We start from the raw sequence: 21,752 nt of genomic DNA on the forward strand, positions 1-21,752 counted from the left end.
TTCACGATTCGGTGCTCGAACGAGGGCGGGGAAGGTGGCGTACGCGGTGGCGGTGCAGGAGGCGCGGCAGGGCGCACACGGGGGCGGCTGCACATGCGGCGACTGCCCGCACGGCGCGCGCGAGGGGCATCGGCGCGCCGTGGCCGCATTCCTCGCCCAACGCGATGAGCTGGCGGCGGGCCAGGGAGTCCCCCCGGCGGTCGCCCACTCGGCGGGCGCTACCCGGCAGTGGGTCTCGGACGAACTGACCCAGTCCGCCCGCGCCGTCGCCGAACGCGGCCGGGCCGACGGCGAGACCTGGCTCGGTCTGCTCTGGCGGCGCACCCTCGGAGTCATCTGGGTGGCCGTGGGCGTCCTGCTCCTGGTCCAGGCGCTCACCGCGATCGGCACCGGGTGGACCCTCGCCCGGACCGCGGGAGTGCTCGCGGCCGTAGTGGTGGCCGGCCTGCTGACCGGCGCCGGGTACGTACACCGGGCGCGCGGTGGCATTCTCGCGCCGGTGATGGGCGAGGACAACCGCCTCTCCACCTCCCGCGCCGTGGCCGCCTGTTGGGTCCTCCTTGTCGTGTACTCCGTGCTCGTCCTCGCGGGCGAACTCGCCGGGGCATCGGGCCACGAGGAGCGGGACGAACTGATCGCCGGGCTCGACCTCGCCCGCGCCGCCGGCGCCGTGACCGTCCTCGCCGTGGTCTGCGGGGTCGCCATGCTCGTACGCCGCGTAGTGGGTCTGCGCGTCCTTGGCCAGCGGCTGCAGAAGGTACCCGCCGACCGCCCCCGGGCCGCCGATCTGCTCACCGACGACGCGGGCCGCGGCAGCTTCGCGGACGCGCAGTACGTCCTGATCAGCGCCGTCGCCATGATCTTCGCCGCCGTACGCCTCGCCCGCCGCCCCGAGCAGCTGCCCGACCTGCCGTGGGGGCTCGCTCTCCTTGTCCTGGTGTCGGCCGCCACGTACCTCGCGGGCAAGTACGCCGAGGGCGGCCGGCCCGTGATCCTCTCCGTGGTGCGGACCCGCGAGGCGGGTGATCTCGACGGCCCCATCCGTACCGGCGATGACATCGAGATCCGCGGCTCCGGGTTCGTGCCTCCCGGCGCGCAGACCGCCGATCGCCTCGCACGGATGGTCGTCCGCATCGGAACCGTCCACGTCCATGTGCCGCTCGTCCCCGTGCCGGGCGGATTCACCAACCCGACCGACGCGGCACTGACCGTCCCCGTCCCGGTCGACGTGGAGCCGGGGCGCGTCGACGTCCAGGTGATCACGGCCGCGGGCGTGGAGACGAACCGTTGCACGATAGACGTCACGGACTGAACGGCTCGCGACGGCCCCGGATCCGTCCGCGCGCATACAGGGTCCGGCCACGCGCCGACCGGGTCTGTCCTCGGGAAATCGCAGTACGCCACTGAGCAGGCCCCCCTCTTCGTACGTATCGTCTGATGACGGATCAATGGGCGAGACGGTCACTGGGCGAGACGGTCAAGGGAAGAGGCGGCGAGAGCGATGGCTCACGGCATGCGCACCGACAGCCACACCAGCTATATGAGAAACAACGGCTGGCGGGAGAACGCCTCCCGCTACGCCCTGCTCCCGCTCCGGATCTTCCTCGGCGTCACCTTCATCTACGCCGGCCTGGACAAGCTCACCGACAGCGCCTTCATGTCTGCCAGTGGGGCCGGGTCCATCGGCGAGATGATGGAAGGCGTCCGCGACATCTCCGCCATCCCGGCCCTCGTCGACCTCTCCCTCAAGAACCCCGTCGGCTTCGGCTACGCCATCGCCCTCGGTGAACTCGCCGTCGGTATCGGCACCCTCATCGGCCTGTTCGCCCGCATCGCCGCGCTCGGCGGAGCCCTGATCTCGCTCAGCCTGTGGCTGACCGTGAGCTGGTCCACCGAGCCGTACTACTACGGGAACGACCTGGCCTACCTGATGGCCTGGCTCCCGCTGATCCTGGCCGGAGCAGCTGTCTTCTCGGCAGACGCGATGATCGCCACCCGCCGCAGGCACTCGTCGGCACTCGGCTAGTCGCCCCTGGAGTCGTCCACTAGGTGCCCGTGGAGTCGTCCACCGAGCGATCCGTCGTGCTGTCCAGGGTGCGATTCGCGGTGCGGGAGGTGGTCCGGCCGCGTATTCCGTAGGACACGGCTGCCGCCGCGCCGCCGAGCAGCAGGCCCGCCATCAGGAGGGGGAACGCCACGAACCACGGTGTGTCCCAGGTCCCGCCCGCGTCGCCCGCGTAGGCGATGGCCGCTATCAGCAGGAACAGGCCTAGGACCAGCTTGCCGGGATGGAATTCATGACGTAGCACGGGTCACCTCCACCTGTCCGATGCCTACTTCGACGTGCAGCTTGAGCGTGCCGCCGTCCTTGCTGCCCGCGGGCGGGTCCAGCGTCACCGTTTTCTCCTTGCCCGGAGCGATGTCCACATCGTCCTTGCGGTCGTCCGGCAACTGGATGTCGCCGACGCCCACTTCGATGTCCAGCTTCACCGTGCTGTCCTTCGGCAAGATCACTTTCAGCTGTCCCGCCCCCATCTCGGCGCCGGTGGTCAGCGTCCGGCCCTTGCCGGGGCCGGCGCGGGTCAGGTCGAGAGTGCCGACACCCGTGCCCAGTTCGTACCGGGCCTTGACCTGTTCCGTGGAGGCAGGCTTCCACTCCGTGCGTGCCCAGGTGGTGCTGATGTCCTTGGGCAGCGCTGCCGCGCCCGCGAGCAGCACAGCGGTGATGACCGCGAGCACGATCGAGCCGACGCCGGTGCGCCCGAGGAAGGCGCTGAACGCGATGCCGATGCCGAACACGGCGAGAGCGAGGGCCAGGCCGGTCTGCAGGCTCGTGCCGAGCGACTGCTCCTCCCACGTCAGGCCGGTGCCGAGACCGCCCGCGAGCAGCGCGCCCAGGAAGACAAGACCGCCGATCCAGCGCGGACCGCGTGGCTTGGGCCGGGGGGCCTCCTCGGGCTCACGCCGGCGTATCCGCCCGTGCGGGGGGTCGGGCTGATACTCCACGGACACTCCCTCGGGCCCCCAGAAGTAGCCCGAGATCCCGTCGTGCGTGCCGTCCTTGATGATCGGGTCCCGCCACCACGAAGGGGCACCGGCCACCGGCGGTGCCTTCGCCTCGGGCGGAGCGTCCGCCACGGCCTGCGCGGCCACCGGGTCGGGATCGGTCGTGCCGCGCTGCTGCGACCAGTACCCCGCACCCGCGAGCAGCAGCGCGAGAACGGTGGCGAACGTCAGCGCCCCGCCGTTGTTCAGCAGAGAGAGGAAGACGCCGCAGCCGACGAGCGCGAAGAGCACGGCTGTCAAGGCCTGGCCGTCGACCCGGCCGGAGAGCAGCCTGCGCGCCTCGTTCTCCTCCTCGTCCTCGAAGGGGACGAACAGCCACACGAAGCCGTAGAAAACAAGGCCGAGACCGCTGGTGACGGAGAGGAGCGCGAGCCCGATCCGGAAGATCACCGGATCCATGTCGCAGTGCTGCCCGAGTCCAGCACACACGCCGCCCAGCTTTTTGTGCCGCCGGTCGCGGCGGAACGTACGCACGCCCCACGGCCCGCCCGGCTCCTGCGCCGTCGCGGAAAGAGGATCGCGCGGCGCGGCCTGCGGGCCCGTCCCGGCGGGCTGCTCGTCTGTCATGTGTCCATGGTGACGGGCAGGAGGCCGCCGCGGCAGTCGGGACAACCCTGGACGAACCCTGAGATCGCCCCTGACACGCCCCTGCCCTGATCTCCAGCCGCCGCTGTCCGGGTCGGAGATCAGGGGAGTATCGGGGGTCGACCCTGATGCCCACGCCCGCGTACGCGTGTGAATATCGGAGACATGCCGGAAGCCGCAGCAGTATCCATCGAAGACGAGCGGCCGCTGCGAAAGCTCTATCGCAGCGGTGACGGGCGTTGGCTCGGCGGGGTCGCACGCGGCCTCGCCGGCCACCTCGGGCTGCCCGTCGTCTGGGTGCGGCTGATCTTCGCCGGCCTGTTCATGGCGGACGGGCTGGGTGCGCTGTTGTACGCGGCGTTCTGGTTCTTCGTTCCGCTCGGTGTCGGCGGAGTCGATGCCCAGCGTCCGCCCGCGGCCATGACCACCGACACGGCGCCCGACGGCCGCCGCAGACTCGTGGCCCGCAAGCCGGACAAGGGCCAGCTCGTCGCGCTGCTCGCGATGGTCATCGTCGCCATGGTCTTCGTCGGCAACGTGGACCTGGGCAGTTCGACCAAGGCCTATCTGGTGCCGACCCTGCTTGTCGCCGCCGGTGTCGCGCTGGTCTGGCGCCAGGCGGACAACGCCCGCCGGGCCCGCTGGATGGCGGTCGGCCGCCGAAGGCGCACCCTGACCATCGCCCGAGCGGCGGCCGGAGTGCTGCTCGTCGGCGCCGGTGTCACCGGCATCGTCGTGCTGCAGGGTTCCACCTCGCACCTCAGCTCCGTGCTGCAGGCCGCGCTCGCCGTGCTCGTCGGCGTCGCGCTGCTCGCCGGCCCCTATCTCGTGCGCATGATGCAGGACCTCTCCGAGGAGCGGCTGATGCGTATCCGCGCCCAGGAGCGTGCCGAGGTCGCCGCCCATGTGCACGACTCGGTGCTGCACACCTTGACGCTGATCCAGCGCAACGCGGAGAACGCCGGGGAGGTGCGCCGCCTGGCCCGCGCCCAGGAGCGTGACCTGCGCCAGTGGCTCTACAAACCGGGGGGCACGGGCAAGGACGAGGCGGACGAGCCGGACACCCTCGCCGAAGCGGTCCGGCGCGACGCCGCCGAGGTGGAGGACAAGCACGGCGTCCCCATCGAAGTCGTCATAGTCGGCGACTGCCCGCTCGACGACAGGCTGACCGCGCAGACGCAGGCCGCGCGGGAAGCAATGGTGAACGCCGCCAAGTACGGTGGCGAGGGCGGTGCGGTGCAGGTCTTCGCCGAAGTCGAGGGGCAGACGGTGTTCGTGTCCGTCCGGGACCGCGGCCCCGGATTCGATCTGGATTCCGTGCCGGACGATCGCATGGGCGTACGAGAATCGATCATCGGCCGTATGCAGCGCAACGGCGGCACGGCGCGGCTGCGCGCGGTGCCGGGGGGCGGCACGGAAGTCGAGCTGGAGATGGAGAGGACGGCGACGACATGAGCGACGCGAGTGAGCCCGTAGGGCCCAGGGGTGGATCAGAGGGTGCGGCCGAGCCGTCCGCGGCTGAACCGAACACGTCGGCGGAACCGGCCACGTCGGCCGGGAGGACCGAACCGGCCGGGACGACCGAATCGGCTCAGTCCGCGGATGCGTCCGGTGCGGCCGTAGGCGGTGACCAGGAGGGACAGGGGCGCCGTGCGCGCGTCGTCCTCGTCGACGACCACCGCATGTTCCGTACGGGGGTCCAGGCGGAGATCGGCAGGACCGCGATCACGGGTGTCGAGGTCGTCGGGGAGGCCGCTGACGTCGACCAGGCAGTCACGGTCATCACGACCACGCGCCCCGAGGTCGTGCTCCTGGATGTGCACCTTCCGGGCGGCGGAGGGGTCGAAGTGCTGCGCCGTTGTGCGCCGTTGATGTCCGACTCCGAGCGCCCCGTCCGGTTCCTGGCGCTCTCCGTCTCGGACGCGGCCGAGGACGTCATCGGAGTCATCCGTGGCGGTGCGCGTGGCTACGTCACCAAGACGATCACAGGCACCGATCTGGTCGACTCCATCTTCCGTGTGCAGGACGGCGACGCTGTCTTCTCGCCGCGCCTCGCCGGGTTCGTCCTCGATGCCTTCGCTTCGACCGACGCGCCCCCGGTCGACGAGGACCTGGACCGCCTCACGCAGCGCGAGCGTGAGGTGCTCCGGCTCATCGCGCGTGGGTACGCGTACAAGGAGATCGCCAAGCAGCTCTTCATCTCCGTGAAGACGGTCGAGTCGCATGTGTCGGCGGTGCTGAGGAAGCTTCAGCTGTCCAACCGGCATGAGCTGACGCGGTGGGCGACGGCTCGGCGGCTGGTCTGACCTGACCGTCCGGTAGGCGCGTGCGCGATCACGCGGTTACCCTGTGCGCGACGAGAGGAGGACGGAGTGCTGCTGAGGTTCCGCACGGCCAACGTACGGTCGCTGCGCGAGGAGCAGGAGCTGTCCTTTGTCGTCCCGTCGGGCGAGGAGCCGGACGCGGCGCGCGCTCTTGCGCTGTCCGACGGGAAGTCCCTCCAGGTCTATCCGGTGCTCGGCATCTTCGGCGCGAACGCTTCGGGGAAGTCCAATGTCATCAAAGCGCTGAAGAAGATGCGGGAAGCCGTCCTCAGTTCCTATGGGCCGTGGACCTCGTATACGGGAGTTCCCGACCGCGAGCCCTTCGGACTCGATGCGAAGGCGACAGCGGAGAGCACCTTCTACGAGGTCGACTTCGTGCTGGACGACGGCGTGCGGTGGACATACGGCTTCGAACTCGGCGACAAGCGAGTCGAGTCGGAGTGGATCCACGCCTACCCCAAGGGGCGGCGGCAGGTGTGGATGGACCGCGACGCCTCCCGCGAAAACGCATACGACTTCCCGGGTGAACGGGTGCAGGACCGGGCCCGGCTCGCGCGCACGACGCGCCCCAATGCCCTGCTGCTCAGCCGGGCAGCCAGTGACAACCACCCTCAACTCTCGCGTATCTACGACTGGTTCAGGTCGAACCTGTGGGACATCTCCCCTGAGGTGGAGCTGAAGCAGCGCGAGGCCTACACGGCTGAGAAGCTGCTCGACGAACAGACCCGGGACCGGGTCCAAGAGCTGCTCCGTGTTGCTGACCTTGGTATTCGAGGCGCCGAGGTCGAGCAGCAGCCGGGAGGCCGCGCGCCGACAGTCAAGTTGCTGCACGAGGGCAGCGGGGATGAGCCCGTAGCCTTTGACTGGTCGGACGAGTCCTTCGGAACCCGCTCCTGGTTCGCGTTGATCGGGCCGCTCCTGTTGGCGCTGGACAGCGGAGCCGTTCTGCTGATCGACGAGCTGGACGCCAGCCTGCACCCGCGGTTCGCGGCCGAGGTGGTTCGCCTCTTCCAGGCGCCTTGGTCCAACACCAAGCAGGCGCAGCTGCTGTTCACGTCTCACGACGCGTCGCTGTTGAAGACTCCCCGGGGTGGCAGGTCGTTGGACCCGGGCCAGATCTGGCTCACGGAGAAGGACAAGGGCGGGGCCACAGAGCTCTATCCGCTGAGCGATGTCGATCCAGGTCCAGAAGAGGACCTCTCGGATTCCTATCTCGCGGGGGCTTTCGGAGCGGTGCCGAAGGTGAACCAAGGGCAGATCGGACGAAGAGTGCTGACCGCACTGACAGGGGAGGCCGAGCGTTCCTGATGGCGAGGGATAAGGGACGGGACAACCCGGGGCGGAACAGGAAGCCGAAAGTGCTGCGGCGCGAGGTGTACGTCTTCACCGAGGGCGAGGTCACCGAGCCGGAGTTCGTCACCTTCGTGACAGACAACGGCACACGAGCGGAGCCTGGCCGCGAGATCGTCTGCACCGTCGAGAATCTGAGCGCACCGTCCAAGCGCCGCAAACCCCTGCCGCTCGTGGACGAGGCGATCGACAAGTGGGCCGACGTCGAACGGGCCGCGAAGAAGGCGAAGTTGAAGCCGGGCGACTGGAACTGGCCCCAGGTGTGGTGCCTCTTCGACCGGGACCAGCACGAGGACATCCCCACCGCCTTCGCACGGGCGAGGCGGGCGAAGCTGCACGTGGCGTACTCCCACCCCTGTTTCGAGCTGTGGCGTCTGCTCCACTACAAGAATTCCACGAGCTCCTTCGGAGGGGTCTGCGACACCGCCGCGGACCGGCTCAGGCAGCAGCCCGATTTCCCGCAGACCTATGGGCCGACCATCCAGTCGGTCTCCAAGGAGCAGGCCAAGCGGGTCATGCCGAAGCAGCTTCGCGGGAAGTACGCGAAGGCGCGGCAGTACGCCAAGGCGCTCCCGGAGCACACCGGTCCGGACCAGAGCCGGTGGGATCCCTATACAGACGTCTGGCGCTTTGTCGAAGACGGCTTGGACGTCGTGGATTACTGAAGGTGACTTCCCGTATGCGGTGAAATCCGGGGTGGCTGAAGCCGTAGGCTTCCCGGTGCAACCGGACGGAAAAGCCAGTCATCTCAGGGAGTGCCGTACGTGGCCAAGCTCACGCTCGCGCAGCTGGAACGCCATCTCTTCGCGGCGGCGGACATTCTGCGCGGCACGATGGACGCCGCCGAGTACCGCGACTTCATTTTCGTGCTGCTCTTCCTCAAGCGCGTCAATGACGAGTTCGAGGGCGCGCGCGAAGTGGTCATCAAGGAGCGCTTGGCGGAAGGCAACAGCCAGGAAGACGCCGAGTACGAGGCGGAGTCGTACGAGTGGTACGGCCCGCTCGGCGCGATCTTCGTCCCGGAGGAAGCCCGCTGGGACAAGCTGGCGGGGGCGGTCGACAATGTGGCGACGGAGTACCTTCAGCCGGCTCTGACCGCTCTTGAGACGCAGAAGGGCAACAGCGAGCTGCGCGGCCTCTTCGCGCATGTCAACTTCAACCGTATCGGCGGTGGCGGCAGCGGCAAGGGTTCGGCCGCGGCCCTGGCCGACAAGCGCCTCGCGGCGCTCATCGAGCACTTCGGCAGTATCCGGCTGCGCGGCGAGGACTTCGAGTTCCCCGACATGATCGGCGCCGCGTACGAGTACCTGATCAAGGACTTCGCGGACTCGGCCGGCAGCAAGGGCGGTGAGTTCTACACCCCGCGTGCGGTCGTCCGGATGATGGTGGAGCTGGCCCGCCCGCACGGCGGCATGCGGGTGTACGACCCGTGTGTGGGCTCCGGCGGAATGCTCATCCACGCCATGGAGTACGTCGACGAGCACGGCGGCGATTCCCGCAATCTCGGCCTCGCCGGGCAGGACGCCAACAGCGGCTCCTGGGTCATGGCCACGATGAACATGCTCTTCCACGGCGCCAAGAAGTTCTCGCTGCGGACCGGTGACACCCTCACCAACCCGCTGCACCCGGAGGGCGACTTCGACCTGGTCCTCAGCAATCCGCCCTTCTCCATGGACTACAAGGCGGAGGAAGTGCCGCGCCTGACCGAGCGCATGCCGCACGGCCAGACGTCCGAGCGCGGCAAGGCCGACCTGATGTTCCTCCAGCACATGCTGGACATGGTGAAGAAGAAGGCCGGCGCGGTCTTCACGGTCATGCCGCACGGTGTGCTGTTCCGCGGTGGCCAGGAGCAGAAGATCCGGGCGAAGCTGCTGATGGAGCACGACCTCATCGAGGCCGTGATCGGGCTCGCCCCGAACCTGTTCTACGGGACCGGCATCCCGGCCTGCGTGATCGTGCTGCGCCCGCCGGGCCAGCGGCGCCCGGACCGTCGCAACAAGGTCCTCTTCATCAACGCGGACCGCGAGTTCCACGCGGAGCGCGCCCAGAACGTACTTCTCCCCGAGCACATCGAGAAGATCGTCTCGACCTTCCACGCCTTCGAGGACGACGAGGTGTTCGAGGACGTCGACGGCTTCGCGAAGGTGGTCGAGCGCGACGAACTGGAGCGCAACGACTTCAACTTCAACATCCGCCGGTACGTCGACAACACCCCGCCGCCCGAACCGCAGGATGTGCGGGCGCACTTGGTGGGCGGTGTGCCGCTGGCCGAGATCGAGGCGAAGAAGCCACTGCTCGACGCGTATGGGATCGGGGTGCGGGATCTGTTCGCGGTGCGGGCGGATGACCCCGCTTACGTCGACTTCCTAGCGGAGGGCGAGCGGCCGGACGCGGCGCGGATCGCGGGGTTGGCGGCTGGGCGCGAGGCTGCGCTGTGGGCTGCTTTCGAGGAGTGGTGGACGTCCGAGACGGACCAGATCGCGACGCTGGAGCCGGCGGAGGGCGACGACCGTACGGAAGAGGAGCGGAAGGCTCAACTGGCTCGGCTGCGCGGCGACTTGATCGGATCGTTCCGTGAGCGGCTGCTTGCTGTGGGACTCCTGGACCAGTACGCGCTCGCGGGCGCTGTCGCCGGGTGGTGGCACGATGCGAAGAACGAGCTGAAGGCCCTGTCGGTCAACGGATTCGCGGGCGTCGTGGACGGCTGGGTCGAGACGGTCGAGACGCTGCTTGCGGCTGAGCCGGACCCGCGTACGGGTGGGGCGCGGGACCGTTCGGCGGCGGAGCGGCGTCAGGCGTACGACCACAAGGTGGTCGCTGCCATCGCTCCTGGGTTCTTGGAGGACCTGGCGTCGGCTGAGCGTACGCACGCGGGGCTGGACGCGAAGGTGAAGGCTGCGCTTGAGGCGGAGGCGGCGGTTGCTGCGGCGCGGGCTGTGGTTGAGGGGGGCGGCTCTGAGGATTCCGAGGACTCGGGCGACAGTGACGGCTCGGGCTCGGGGGATGTTGACCCGGAGCTGCTCAAGGCGGTGCTCAGCAAGGTTGAGATGCGGGAGCTGACGAAGAAGCGGGCCGAGGCGAAGAAGGCCATCGAGGTTCTTGAGGACGACTTCTGGCCGGTGCCTGCGGTGCAGCGTAAGCGGGATGAGCAGCGGGACAAGGCGGCGAAGAAGGCTGCGGGGGGTGGGGCTTCGGGGTCGGCTTCTGGTTCTGCTTCTGCGAAGGGGCGGGCTCGGGCTGCGGAGCAGGCTGCTGCTGGGCAGGGGGCGTTGATGGAGCTTCCGGGGGCGGAGGCAGAGACGGATGGGGGCGCGGAGGCGGTTGAGGGGACGTCGTCGTCCGTTGCTGCTGGGGCAGGCTCTGGGGCTGGTGCCGTGAAGAAGGCGGGGCTCACGCGGGCTCGGGAGGAATTGGCCGAGGCGGGCGGGGAGCGTGACGTGGTGCTTGGCATCCTGCGGGATGACCTGTCCGGGAAACTGGGTGGGCATGTGGTGCGGCGTCAGCGGGAGTTGGCTGAGGCGTATCGGGTGTGGGAGGGGAAGTACGGGGTTTCTTTGCGGGATATTGAGGGGCGGCGGGAGAGGGCTTCGGGGGCGCTGGACGGGTTTTTGAGGGAGCTGGGTTATGTCGGCTAGCGGGGCGTTTCCTTACGAGACTCTGTCTGGCCTGGCTGATGTGTCTGGTGGAGTGACCCTGGGACGTACCGTTCCAGAGGGTGCCAGTGTTGAGCTTCCGTATCTGCGTGTTGCCAATGTGCAGGATGGATACATCGACACCGCCGACATGAAGACAGTCCGGGTCCTCCAGTCGGAGGTGTCGCGGTTCGCTATTCGGCGAGGTGACGTTCTCCTTACAGAGGGCGGGGACTTCGACAAGCTTGGGCGTGGGGCTGTCTGGGACGGTCGTCTGGAGCCGTGCCTACACCAGAACCACGTATTCCGAGTGCGGTGCAGAGATTCGGCGCTGTTGCCTGAGTACCTCGCCTTGTACTTGGCCTCTGACGAGGGGCGTCGCTACTTCTTGAGCATCGCCAAGCAGACGACGAACCTGGCGACTATCAACTCCTCGCAGTTGAAAGCGATGCCTATTTTGTCTCCGTCACTGGCTGAGCAGCGGCGCATCGTCGAAGTGCTTGCGGCGTTGGCTGACAAGGAGCGGGCCATTGAGGCAGCCATCGCCAAACTGAAGACGGTACGATATGGCGCGCTGATCTCGGCGATCCCAGTGGCGTCAGACGCCGTCAGCGACGGTGATAGTGCTTGGCCGACGGTGCGTGACGTCGGCGAGGTCCGCATGGGCAAGCAGCTTTCGCCGAGTAGTAAAGACTTCGGTATGCAGTTTCCCTATCTGCGTGTAGCGAACGTCCTCGATGGCTGGATCGACTATTCCGACGTAAACGTTATGGGGTTCTCGGAGTCGGAGCGCAGGTCGTACGAACTGCGCCCAGGCGACATCTTGCTGAACGAGGGGCAGAGTCTTGAACTCGTCGGCAGGAGTGCGATTTATCGGAAGGGGAGAGGTGAGTTCAACTTCCAGAACACCCTTGTCCGCTTCCGTTCTGGTGAGGATGTGGTGCCAGAATATGCGCGGGCTGTTTTCTCGTTCTGGCTGACCACTGGTGTGTTCGCCAGGATCGCGAAGAAGACGACGAGTATCGCCCACCTGGGAGGTGAGCGGTTTGCGTCTCTTCCGTTTCCTCTGATTCCGGTAGAAGAGCAGCGAAGAGTCGTCAATATGCTTGCCACGTGGGACGAGCGGATCGAGAGCGAGGAAGATGCTCTCGGTAAGCTGCGCAAGCTGAAGAGCGGCCTTGTCGACGACCTGCTGTCGGGGACTGTGCGAGTACATTCACCTGCTGCGTGAGGCTATGTCGGCGGCGTCAGGTGCAACTCGAACCAAACCGTCTTACCGACGCCGCACTCCCGCAGCTCCGCGTCCCACTCATCCGACAGTATCGCCACCAGTGCCAACCCCCGCCCCGACTCCTCCTCCGGCGAAGCCCTGCGTGGGACCGGGAGTGTGTCGTTCGCGTCTGTCACTGAGATGCGGAGGCGGTCCTCCGTCAGGACGCAGCGGGCCCAGATCTCGCGGCCCGGCGACGCCTTCGCATGGCGGTACGCGTTTGTCATCAGCTCGCTCAGGAGGAGTACCGCCGTGTCCGTCAGGTCGGGCGGGAGCTTCCATGAACTGGCCTGCTTCGTGAGGAGAGTTCGCGCCCTGCCCACGCTTCGCGCGTGACGTGGGAGGCGCCACTCGATGTCCTGGGGGAGCGAGGGCGTAGCGGGGGGTGGCGTGAAGCCTGTGCTGGATGTCGGCATGCGCAGGTCCTTGCGTGTGAGCTTTCGTCGTTTGCCGAGTTCACAGTCGTGGCTCGCGCGTAGCGTCTGGAGTAGCGGCGCGGGTACAGAGCGTGGTTGTACCTGGCGTAGACCCGGGAGGTGAGTGGCTTGGCCGAGGCGAGTTCTCAGCCGCCGATCGCTTGGCGCTACTGCGGAAGTCAGATCAAGCTCTGGCGCGCGGAAGCGGGAGTCAGCCGGGAGGCGCTGGCGAAGGAGGTCGGCTACGACTATGAGTACGTCAAGTCCATGGAGAACGGCCGCCGGCGGCCGAACCTGCGGTTGTTGCAGGTGGCAGATCAGCTGTGCAGGGCGGGCGGGAAGCTCGTTGCTGCGCAGGAATATCTGAAGCCAGATCCGTTCCCGGCGCGGTCGCAGGAGTACATGACGATCGAACCGGATGCGATTGTCGTGCACCACTACGCGCTGGGGTTGGTGCCTGGCTTGCTGCAAACCGCTGGTTACGCACGGGCGTTGATCGGCGAGAGCTGTCCGCCGTTGGATGATGAGACCGTTGAGGAGAGGGTGCGGGCCCGGCTTGCACGGCAGGAGGCTTTGGCGCGACGGGCGAGGACGGTTTACGGATTCGTGATTTACGAGGCTGCGTTGCGAACGCTCACAGGCGGATGCGAAGTCATGCGGCAGCAGCTGCGACACCTGCTATCGGTTGGCGAGCGGCGTAATGTTTCGATCCAAGTCCTGCCGTACGGCTTGTGTAGCGGCTTGGCGCTCAATGGGTCGTTCGTGCTTCTGGAGACCGCAGAGCATGACCATCTGGCTTACGTGGAAGGGCCCGAGACGAGCGCTCTGCATGCTGATGGCGACAGGGTGAGTGCTCTCACTCAGGTGCATGGCATGAGCCGCATGCAGGCCCTTGGGGGCGAGGAGTCGGCCGCGTTCATCAGGAAGGCAGCGGAAGAGCTATGAGCGACCAGTTCGCATGGTTCAAGTCGAGCTATAGCGACTCGCAGGGCGGCGAATGCCTCGAAGTCGCCCTCGACTGGCGCAAGTCCACGCACAGCGACGTCAGCGACAACAACTGCGTAGAAGTCGCCACCTGCCCCCACACCATCCACATCCGAGACTCGAAGCTCGGCCCCCGAAGCCCCCGCTTCGCCGTCCCGGCCGCCGCCTGGGCCGCCTTCGTCTCGCACGCCCGAGGCCTGGGCTAGCGAAGCCCGGTCGGCAGGGTTGCGCCCGCGCCCATTGCAGGAAAGTTCCATCCATGCCGCGCGCTTCCTGGGCCTTCCGCGGAATTTTTCTGCACCCCCCGAGGCCCCCGCGTCTCCGTCACCACGCACCGGGCCCCCGAGCCCCGAGCTTCGGGCCCCAACATCCGAGCCCCGTTTGTAAGGATTGGGTGGTTGGATTCCTACCACCCACCCCCACTCAGCCCCGGCCAACTCCCGCTCGTACCAGCGGAGATGACTTTTCGTGATCGGCTTGCCACGCGCCGTTGCGACCCTCTAGCGTTCGCAGCAACAAACAACCCCGACAGGTGTTAGCGCACCCGCCGGGGTCTCACCCCAAGATCGAAAAGAGCGATCTCGTGGCTTCCGAAGACTCTAGCGCCGCCTTGCCCGCGCCCGCACACCCCATGGCCAACCCCGGCTACGGGAAACGCTCGGCCCCCGATCAGGAGCCCCGCCGCGCGGCCGACTTCAGTCGACTCCCCGTCCGCGAGGCCTACCTCGCCGCCCTCCTGGACCGGCTCCCCGAAGGCGCCGCCATGGACGCCAAGACCCTTGCCAAAGCGCAGCTCCTCTACGGCCAGCAAGCCGTGCGTACCGCCCTCAACGAGCTCTCCCGCGCCGGGCACCTGCGCCGCGTCCGGCAGCTCGCCGCCACCGACGGCACCGGCACCCGCTGGGTGTTCCGCAGCTACTGGACCCGTACCGCACGTGACAGCGAATGGTGGGCCCGCTTCCTCGGCGGTGACGGCGTACCCCAGGGTCTACCCCAAGGCGTACCCCAGAGCGCACCCGTCGGCGTACCGCCCCAGGCGGAGTCATCAGCCGCACGCCCGGCAGGTGACGATCCCCAGCCGCACGCCCACCAGGACCCCGGGTCCACCCCCTCTGCCGCCTACCAAGCCCTCGCCCAACTAGGCCACACCGACCCCCGCCTTGCCCTCTCCGCCGCCGACTGCGACGCCCTCGAAAGCCTCGCCGCCGAGTGGTTCAGCCGAGGAGCCACCAGCGCTCAGCTGACCGGCGCTCTCATCTCGGGCCTCCCGGAAGCCGTCCACGCGCCCCGCGCCTTCCTCGCCCGCAGGCTCCGCGACAAGTTGCCGCCCGCGCCGGTCCAGGCCGCGCAGCGCGCACCCCGCCTCATCCTGGAGTGCACCGACTGCGGTGTGCCCGGCCGCCCCGAAGCCTTGCCGGAGGGGCTGTGCCGGGCATGCCGAGCGGTAGTGTCCGGCACCAGCAGTGCGCGTACGACCCACGTGCCGGAAGCCGACGTACAGCGCCACGTATCCGGTATGCGTGCCATCCTCAGCGCTCACCGCGACGCATCCCAGCCGCTCTCGCCATCCCGGACAACCCTCATGGCCGGAACTCGCCATCGCTGAACTGCCCTTCCCCGCCCCGCATTCGCCCCATCTGGCGCAGAATAGAACAGCCGTCGAATCGGCTGCCCTCGCAGCGCATCGACGTACACATGCAGACGTACACATGCACATGTGCACACGTACGCGCGGGACACGGGGAAAGGCGCCAGTACATGCAACGCGGCACGGCCGAGCGTGACGAGGTGGAGCAGCCGATCATCGATCAGCTGAAGTCGATGGGCTGGCAGCACGTCCACGGGCCGGATCTCAGCCGCAGTCAGGACGACCACGAAGGAGACGGGCGCGCTTACGGTGATCTGCTGCTCGCCAAGCGTCTACGCTCCGCCGTCCGGCGTCTCAATCGTGTCCACGGCACGGGCGAGGCATGGATGGACACGTCGGATGCCGACGCCGCCATCGACGCCCTCGCGCGCGCCGCGCGGAACGTCGCCACTGCGCCGCTCAAGGACGTCAACAGCGATGTCACGAGCCTGCTCCTGAGCGGTACGCCCGCTACCGGGCACGAGGTGCATCACCAGGGCAAGACCGTGCATGTGCAGTACGTGGACTGGGACTTGGAGGGGCTCGGCGACGAGGAGATTCTTCGTAGGAACGAGTTTCTCGTCGTCGATCAGCTGCGGGTGATCACGCCCGACGGGCGCGACGCGGTCCTCGATCTGGTCCTGTTCGTGAACGGCATCCCCGTCGCCGTCGTCGAGTGCAAGAGTCCGGACATCAAGGACCCGATCGGCTCCGCGATCCGCGATCTGCGCGCCTATGCCGGTGTGCCGCTCGACGACGACACCCGCGAGCCCGGCGAAGTACCCGGCGGGGTACCCGAGTTCTTCGCTCCCGTGCAGCTCCTTGTCGCCGCCAGTGGGGATGAAGCGGCGCTCGGCACCATCACGTCCAGCGAGGAGCACTTCGCCCCCTGGCGCAGCGTCACTCCGGATTACGAGGACGACGAAGCGCTCGCTCGTGTTCTTCAGGGGGTCAGGGGGGAGACCGGGCGACGACTTGTCGAGCAGGGGCAGAAAGAGACGGCCGATCAGCACAAGCTCGTCGCCATCGTCCTCAAGCCGCGCAATCTGCTGAACATCATCCGGCACTACGTCTTCGAGCTGCCGGTGAAGACGAAGCAGGGTGAGCCTCCGGTCACCGTGAAGGCGATCTGTCGGCATCAGCAGTACCGGGCCGTCGAGAAGATCGTGCTGAAGCTGCGGACCGGGCGCACCGTGGACGACCCGGCTGCCGAGGTCGACGAGCGTGGTGGTGTCATCTGGCACACCCAGGGCTCCGGCAAGAGCCTGACCATGGCCTTTCTCGCCCGCAGGCTCCAGACCAGCCGTGACCCGGAGCTGAACCGCTTCACCGTCCTCGTCATCACCGACCGCAAGCAGCTTGAGCAGCAGTTGTCGGCGGCCGTGAGGGTCAGCGGGTGTGTCGTGCGGACCGCCAAGTCTCAGTCGGACGTGGAGGGCATGCTGGGGCGTGCGGGGAAGCCGGGTGGGCGTGCCGTCATCTTCGCCATGATCCAGAAGTACTTGGGCCGGATTCCCGGCGTGGTCGGGGAGACCGCGAGCAGTGATGAGCGCGACCCCACCGCCGAGTTCGCGAACGCGCAGGCCCGCATCGCGGAGGGTGTGGACGCCGAGGACGCCGCCGATCCCACGCCGGACGACGCGACCATCGAGGCGGTCCGGCGTCGGTTCACCGAGTGCAGTACGTCGTCGCATGTCCTGGTACTCGTGGACGAGGCGCACCGGTCGCACACCTCCGTGCTGCACGCGTGTCTGCGGGACGCGGTACCGAACGCCGCCCGGATCGGCTTCACCGGTACGCCGATCATGAAGGGCAGGCTCACCGACACGGGGCGGATCTTCGGTCTTGAGCCCGACGACAAGTTCCTCGACTCGTATCTGATGGACGAGGCCGAGCGGGACAAGGTCGTCGTGCCGGTCCGCTACGAAGGGCGTACCGGGTCGGCCGAGGTGCGGGAGAAGGACGAGCTCAACCGCAAGTTCGAGGATCTGATCGCGCGGCTGAGGGAAGAGCAGAAGGACCGCGTCCGCGGCAAGCTGAAGCCCACCAGCCGTGCCGTCGCCGAGTCCGTACCGATGATCCGGGCCAAGGCCGTCGACATGCTGGAGCACTACGTCACCGGGCCGCTGACCGGCGGTTTCAAGGCGCAGGTGGCGGCTGTCAGCCGGCGTGCGGTCGTGCTCTACCGGCACATGCTGAACGATGCCCGTGCCGAGCTGCTCGCCCGTGTCAGGGAATTCGACCCGGCGACACTGCGGCACAAGGATCTGAAGGACTACACGTGGGATGACCTGGTGCTGCTTCGCGCGTGGCAGTACCAGGAGGTCCTGCGGCGCATCGACTTCGTGCCGGTGATCTCTGCCGGGAGCGAGCAGAAGCAGGGGCTGTGGCGCGAATGGACCGATCCGCTGCGCCAGCAGGAGCACGTCGACCGGTTCCTGGAGCCGTTTCCGGAGCTTCCGCCGGACAACCCCTGGGTGATCACGCATGCGCCGGAACCCGATCCTGTGCCGGGTGGGTCGGTCGCCTTGAACCCGTGGAGCACCGCGGTCGCGCCCGTCGCAGAGGAGAAGCGGCCGATCGCCTTCCTCATCGTCAAGTCCATGCTTCTGACGGGATTCGACGCCCCCATCGAGCAGGCCCTGTACCTGGACCGGCCTATTCAGGACGCCGAGTTGCTCCAGGCCATCGCCCGGGTGAACAGACCTCGGCAGGGCAAGCACGAGGGTCGGGTAGTGGACTACTACGGCGTGTTGAGCGATCTTGCCGCCACGCTGCCCGCGTACAAGGGCGATGGCCCCACTCTGCGCACGGTGCGCAGTCTCGCGAGTGAGGTCCCCGACCTGAGGGAGGCCGCAGCGCAGATGGAGCTGTTCCTCGCCGGGATGGGAATCACCGGGCTCGACACGGTCGATGGCATCTCGCGGGGCACACGGGTGCTGGGCGACGAGTCCGCGCGGGCCGACTTCGACGCGAAGCTGGCGACGTTCCTGGGCGCCCTTGAGCGCGTACTGCCTCATCAGGGAGCGCTGGAACAGGTTCCGAACGCTCGGCAGTGGTCGCTCCTGCAGAAGCGCGTGCGTACGCACTACCGAGACGCCGAGCGTGGTGACTTCTCCATGCGGGCGTACGGGCGCAAGGTGCGGGCCATGGTCGCCGACCATCTCGTACTGCCTGAGATCACACAGATCATCGCGCCCGTGTCCATTCTCGCGCCGGACTTCGACGAGGTCGTGGACCGTATCCCCGACATGGAGCTGGCCGCGGCCGAGCAGGTGCAGGCACTCCGCTATCACCTGGAGGAGCGGCGGGAGCGGGACGACCGGCCTGTCTACCGAGCTCTATCGGAGGACCTGGAGTCGATTCTGGAGGAGCTCGAAGGGCGCTGGGACGAGATCAAGGTCCGGATGGGCCCCCTCATCGACCGTGCGCGGAAGGCAGAGGAGGCCGACCCGGCTGTCGCCGATCTGACGGCGGTCGAACAGCAGCTGTACACGAAGCTCTCGGATCTGCTGACGGAGGCCCCGGCATTCGAGGTGCTGGACGTCGACCCTCTGAGAGGGCTGGCGGTCGAGCTCGGCTCGCTCATCGCAGGACATGTCAGCAGTGCTTCGTGGTCGGGGAACGAGTCCAGCCTGGATGAGCTGCAGGTCGCGATCTGGCATCTCCTGCGTCGGGAAGGCTTGAAGCCCAAGGAGCGCGACAGGCAGGCGCTCCGTGACCTGTCCGAGTCGCTCACGGGGCATGCGCAGCGGCATGCCGCCGCGTTCCGCGCGAAGGGGAGGCGACAATAGGAGCGTGCCGGCCGCTTCCCCGCTCTCTGACCACCTGGATCCGAGCCCTTCCGCGTTGGCGGACGGGCAGACAGTCGTGATCGACGGCAGGCGGCTCGTGGTCGCGGTGAGCGGGCGGCGCAAGCGGCTCGGTCTGACCGTCGAGCGCGACGGCTCGGTCATCCTCCGAGTCCCGCCGGAGTGTGAGGTCGGCCGGGCGGAGAATTTCGTCAGGCAGAGCGAAGGCTGGATCGGTGCCAAGCTCCGGCTGCGCGAGGAGCACCGTCCGGCACATCCGGTGCGAGCCTTCAGAGACGGAGAGAGCTTCTTCTACCTGGGGCGAGAATACCGGCTGCTTGTGGCGGAGAAGCAGGGGGACGAAGGCAGCGCGCCGGTGCGACTCGTGAGGGGGCGGCTGATGCTGGACGCGGCGGTGGCCGCGGACGGGCGCCGGGCGCGACGCGATGTCGTCGCCTGGTATCGGAAGGCTGGGCTCCGCTGGTCGCGGAGTCGTCTGCAGCCGTGGGGCGCTCGTATGGAGGTCCCGGAGCCGGATCTGGTGGTCCGGGATGTGGGAAATCGCTGGGGTACGTACCGACGAGGCGAGGGAGAGAAGGGGCAAGTGGCGCTGCACTGGGCCGTCTTTCAGCTTCCCTCGCATCTTGTCGACTACGTGATCGCTCATGAGCTGGCACACGCTCGGGTCTCCGGTCACGGTCCGGACTACTGGGCTCTCCTCAGGCGGGCGCTTCCTGATTGCGAGGAGAGAAAGCTCGAACTGGATGACATGGGGCGGCGGCTTTGGCTTGGAGAGACATCCGCGCTTGATTAGCGGTGCGCGCCGTTCGTGGCCGGGGCGGGGCCCAGCCTCCGTATCGCCCAGCGGTAGTGGCCCACCGCCTTGGTGATGCCGATGAGGCCCGTCAGCCACAGGATGAGGCCCGCTCCCATGCCGAGCACGACGTCGCTGTACGAGTCCCGGCCGGGCTCGGCGTAGGCGGCGGCCGCGAAGGAGGCCCACAGGCCGAGCGCGCACATGAACAGTGACGAGAGGAGCCAGAAGAGACTCAGGCCGGGGGAGCGGAGGGTGGAGTCCGCTGCCGGGTGACTGTCCAAGGCCAGCCAGCCGTCGGTGAGTTCACGTGTCTTCCGGTCGCTTCGGATGCCGAGGATGACGCCGATCACCGAGGGGGCCAGCGCCCCGAGGCCAAGGATCGCGCAGAGCGGGCCCAGGATGAAGGCCATCGGATCGTGGTCCTCGACCATCTCGATCGGCACCGTCAGCAGCGCCCAGCCGATGACGCAGCCGAGCGCGAACAGCCAGAGCAGCAGTAGACGGTGTACTCCCAGGCTCTGCCTGCGCAGCGCTTCCAGTGCCATGCCCCGGTCTGCCAGCAGCGCGTTCCGGTCCGGCCAGGTGCGCAGATAGGCGGGCGGCGGAGGCGGTGGGAGCGTGCGGCGGGGCATGGCCCAGACAGTACCCGCGGGCTTACGGCCTCTTTTGCGCCACCCGCGTCGCCCCGGAGGAAGCCCTCACGCCACCCGCGTCGCTCCCGCGAACGGCATCTGGCTGATGGGCGCGAGGCGTACCGGTGCGCTCGGGTTCGGGGCGTGGATCATCTGGCCGTTGCCCACGTAGAGGCCGACATGGCTGATGCCCTGGTAGAAGAAGACCAGGTCTCCGGGCCGGAGTTGGGAGCGTGGCACGCGTTCGCCCGCGGCGATCTGTGCGTACGTCGTGCGCGGCAGAGAGACTCCCGCGGAGCGGTACGCGGCCCGGGTGAGCCCTGAGCAGTCGAAGGCGTTGGGGCCGGTGGCGCCCCATACGTAGGGGCGGCCGAGGGCCTTGTACGCGTACGAGACGGCCGCTGCGGCACGGGAGTTGGGGGCTTTGGCCAGGACCCCGGCACCGGCGTCGCGGGAGGCCCTGCCCTGGTCTCCGGCGCCCGCGAGCTCCGCGCGCTGGTCGGCGGTCAGCCGGGACAGGAGCCGCTTGGCCGCGCCGAGCTTTCCATTGACCGTCTTCTTGTGCTTCTCCAGCTCCGCCTGGCGGGACTTGAGACGCGCGAGCGTGCCATCGGCCTCGGTGCGCAGCTGGTCGACCTCCCGAAGCTGCTTCCGCACGCCGCTGACGGCCGTGGCCTGGCGGCTGCCCGCCCGGTCGGCGAGGGTGGCCCGCTCCAGGAACTGGTCGGGGTCGGAGGAGAGCGCGACCTGTAGGGCCGGGTCGATGCCGCCGCTGCGGTACTGTGCGGCGGCGATCGAACCAAGGGCATCGCGCGACGAGTTGAGCTTCTCCGTCTTGCGGGCCGCCTCGTCGCGCAACTCGCCCAGGGACTTCTCCGCGCTGTCGGCCTTCTCCTTGGCGCCGTTGTACTTCTCGGTGGCGATCTCCGCCTCGCGGTAGAGCGCGTCGACCTTGGACTTCACCTCGGCCGGGCTGAGCCGCGGGTCCGCGTGGCCCGTACCGTCGAAGGCGGTCGCCGTGGCGGCTCCGGCGAGAGCGATGGTGGCGGCGGTACGGGCCGTATGGCCACTGAGCGAGCGCTGTCTGGGCTTGCGGTGCGCTGCCACGTAGGGGGCTCCTTAGGGTTCCGGCGGCAGCCCGCACAGGGGGGAGCGGACCGCCGCCGGATTCTCGGCGGTGGTGGCCGGCTGCCGCCCCTGGTCCGGGCGGCGGTGGGGAGCCGGTCACCTGCCGAAGGACGCTAAACCTGACCGTCAC

18 protein-coding genes are annotated in these 21,752 nt (G+C 68.1%); 13 read left to right on the plus strand and 5 right to left on the minus strand.

Annotated features, from left to right (window positions below; genetic code table 11):
- Nucleotides 1–46 precede the first annotated feature (46 nt).
- Together ACGFX9_RS20010 and ACGFX9_RS20015 are read left to right on the plus strand one after the other, a co-directional pair.
- Nucleotides 47–1,312: a hypothetical protein gene (locus tag ACGFX9_RS20010; protein WP_393473261.1), complete on the plus strand. Its 1,266-nt coding sequence runs from the start codon at nt 47–49 to the stop codon at nt 1,310–1,312.
- A gap of 189 nt (nt 1,313–1,501) precedes the next feature.
- Nucleotides 1,502–2,026, plus strand: coding sequence for a DoxX family protein (locus tag ACGFX9_RS20015; RefSeq protein ID WP_393473264.1), 525 nt, complete (start codon nt 1,502–1,504; stop codon nt 2,024–2,026).
- 19 nt (nt 2,027–2,045) lie between these two features.
- Here the strand turns inward: ACGFX9_RS20015 and ACGFX9_RS20020 are convergent, their stop codons facing one another.
- Nucleotides 2,046–2,309: a hypothetical protein gene (locus ACGFX9_RS20020; protein WP_393473266.1), complete on the minus strand. Its 264-nt coding sequence runs from the start codon at nt 2,307–2,309 to the stop codon at nt 2,046–2,048.
- The gene (locus tag ACGFX9_RS20025) at nt 2,296–3,633 is read right to left on the minus strand and encodes a PspC domain-containing protein (protein WP_393473269.1); all 1,338 of its coding nucleotides are present in this window, start codon (nt 3,631–3,633) and stop codon (nt 2,296–2,298) included. Before ACGFX9_RS20025 ends, ACGFX9_RS20020 begins: the two co-directional genes overlap by 14 nt.
- A gap of 183 nt (nt 3,634–3,816) precedes the next feature.
- Between ACGFX9_RS20025 and ACGFX9_RS20030 the strand changes: the two genes are divergently transcribed.
- The 6 genes from ACGFX9_RS20030 to ACGFX9_RS20055 all read left to right on the plus strand — a co-directional run bounded on the left by ACGFX9_RS20030 (nt 3,817) and on the right by ACGFX9_RS20055 (nt 12,188).
- On the plus strand, nt 3,817–5,106 hold the full coding sequence (locus ACGFX9_RS20030) for a PspC domain-containing protein (RefSeq protein WP_393473271.1): 1,290 nt from the start codon (nt 3,817–3,819) through the stop codon (nt 5,104–5,106).
- On the plus strand, nt 5,103–5,957 hold the full coding sequence (locus ACGFX9_RS20035; RefSeq protein ID WP_393473274.1) for a LuxR C-terminal-related transcriptional regulator: 855 nt from the start codon (nt 5,103–5,105) through the stop codon (nt 5,955–5,957). Before ACGFX9_RS20030 ends, ACGFX9_RS20035 begins: the two co-directional genes overlap by 4 nt.
- Nucleotides 5,958–6,023: 66 nt before the next feature.
- Complete coding sequence (locus ACGFX9_RS20040) at nt 6,024–7,283, plus strand: ATP/GTP-binding protein (RefSeq protein ID WP_393473276.1); 1,260 nt, start codon at nt 6,024–6,026, stop codon at nt 7,281–7,283.
- Entirely contained in the window at nt 7,283–7,990 is a 708-nt protein-coding gene (locus tag ACGFX9_RS20045) for an RloB family protein (RefSeq protein WP_393473279.1), read from the plus strand. Before ACGFX9_RS20040 ends, ACGFX9_RS20045 begins: the two co-directional genes overlap by 1 nt.
- Nucleotides 7,991–8,089: 99 nt before the next feature.
- Entirely contained in the window at nt 8,090–10,960 is a 2,871-nt protein-coding gene (locus ACGFX9_RS20050; protein ID WP_393473281.1) for an N-6 DNA methylase, read from the plus strand.
- Entirely contained in the window at nt 10,950–12,188 is a 1,239-nt protein-coding gene (locus ACGFX9_RS20055) for a restriction endonuclease subunit S (protein ID WP_393473284.1), read from the plus strand. Before ACGFX9_RS20050 ends, ACGFX9_RS20055 begins: the two co-directional genes overlap by 11 nt.
- A 2-nt stretch (nt 12,189–12,190) precedes the next feature.
- On the opposite strand, the gene ACGFX9_RS20060 is transcribed toward ACGFX9_RS20055, so the two are convergent.
- Nucleotides 12,191–12,643 (minus strand): ATP-binding protein, encoded by a 453-nt coding sequence (locus tag ACGFX9_RS20060; RefSeq protein ID WP_393473287.1) that lies wholly within the window; start codon nt 12,641–12,643, stop codon nt 12,191–12,193.
- Between the two features lie 129 nt (nt 12,644–12,772).
- Between ACGFX9_RS20060 and ACGFX9_RS20065 the strand changes: the two genes are divergently transcribed.
- From ACGFX9_RS20065 to ACGFX9_RS20085, 5 genes are all read left to right on the plus strand, one after another.
- Nucleotides 12,773–13,588, plus strand: a complete 816-nt coding sequence (locus ACGFX9_RS20065; RefSeq protein ID WP_393473290.1) for a Scr1 family TA system antitoxin-like transcriptional regulator — start codon at nt 12,773–12,775, stop codon at nt 13,586–13,588.
- Nucleotides 13,585–13,833: a DUF397 domain-containing protein gene (locus ACGFX9_RS20070; protein WP_393473293.1), complete on the plus strand. Its 249-nt coding sequence runs from the start codon at nt 13,585–13,587 to the stop codon at nt 13,831–13,833. The genes ACGFX9_RS20065 and ACGFX9_RS20070 overlap by 4 nt, the downstream gene beginning before the upstream one ends.
- Nucleotides 13,834–14,210: 377 nt before the next feature.
- On the plus strand, nt 14,211–15,233 hold the full coding sequence (locus ACGFX9_RS20075) for a hypothetical protein (protein WP_393473296.1): 1,023 nt from the start codon (nt 14,211–14,213) through the stop codon (nt 15,231–15,233).
- A gap of 152 nt (nt 15,234–15,385) precedes the next feature.
- Nucleotides 15,386–19,048 carry a type I restriction endonuclease subunit R gene (locus ACGFX9_RS20080; protein ID WP_393473298.1) on the plus strand — a complete coding sequence of 1,221 codons (3,663 nt, stop codon included), beginning with the start codon at nt 15,386–15,388 and terminating at the stop codon, nt 19,046–19,048.
- 4 nt (nt 19,049–19,052) lie between these two features.
- Nucleotides 19,053–19,859, plus strand: a complete 807-nt coding sequence (locus ACGFX9_RS20085; RefSeq protein ID WP_393473301.1) for a M48 family metallopeptidase — start codon at nt 19,053–19,055, stop codon at nt 19,857–19,859.
- Here ACGFX9_RS20085 and ACGFX9_RS20090 read toward each other — a convergent pair.
- Both ACGFX9_RS20090 and ACGFX9_RS20095 read right to left on the minus strand, forming a co-directional pair.
- Entirely contained in the window at nt 19,856–20,494 is a 639-nt protein-coding gene (locus ACGFX9_RS20090; RefSeq protein WP_393473304.1) for a hypothetical protein, read from the minus strand. The two genes, ACGFX9_RS20085 and ACGFX9_RS20090, sit on opposite strands and share 4 nt — an antisense overlap.
- A 66-nt stretch (nt 20,495–20,560) precedes the next feature.
- Nucleotides 20,561–21,601: an NlpC/P60 family protein gene (locus ACGFX9_RS20095; RefSeq protein WP_393473307.1), complete on the minus strand. Its 1,041-nt coding sequence runs from the start codon at nt 21,599–21,601 to the stop codon at nt 20,561–20,563.
- Between the last annotated feature and the right edge of the window lie 151 nt (nt 21,602–21,752).

The sequence above is a fragment of the Streptomyces sp. NPDC048436 genome (genome assembly GCF_043200355.1).
Lineage (GTDB): Bacteria > Actinomycetota > Actinomycetes > Streptomycetales > Streptomycetaceae > Streptomyces.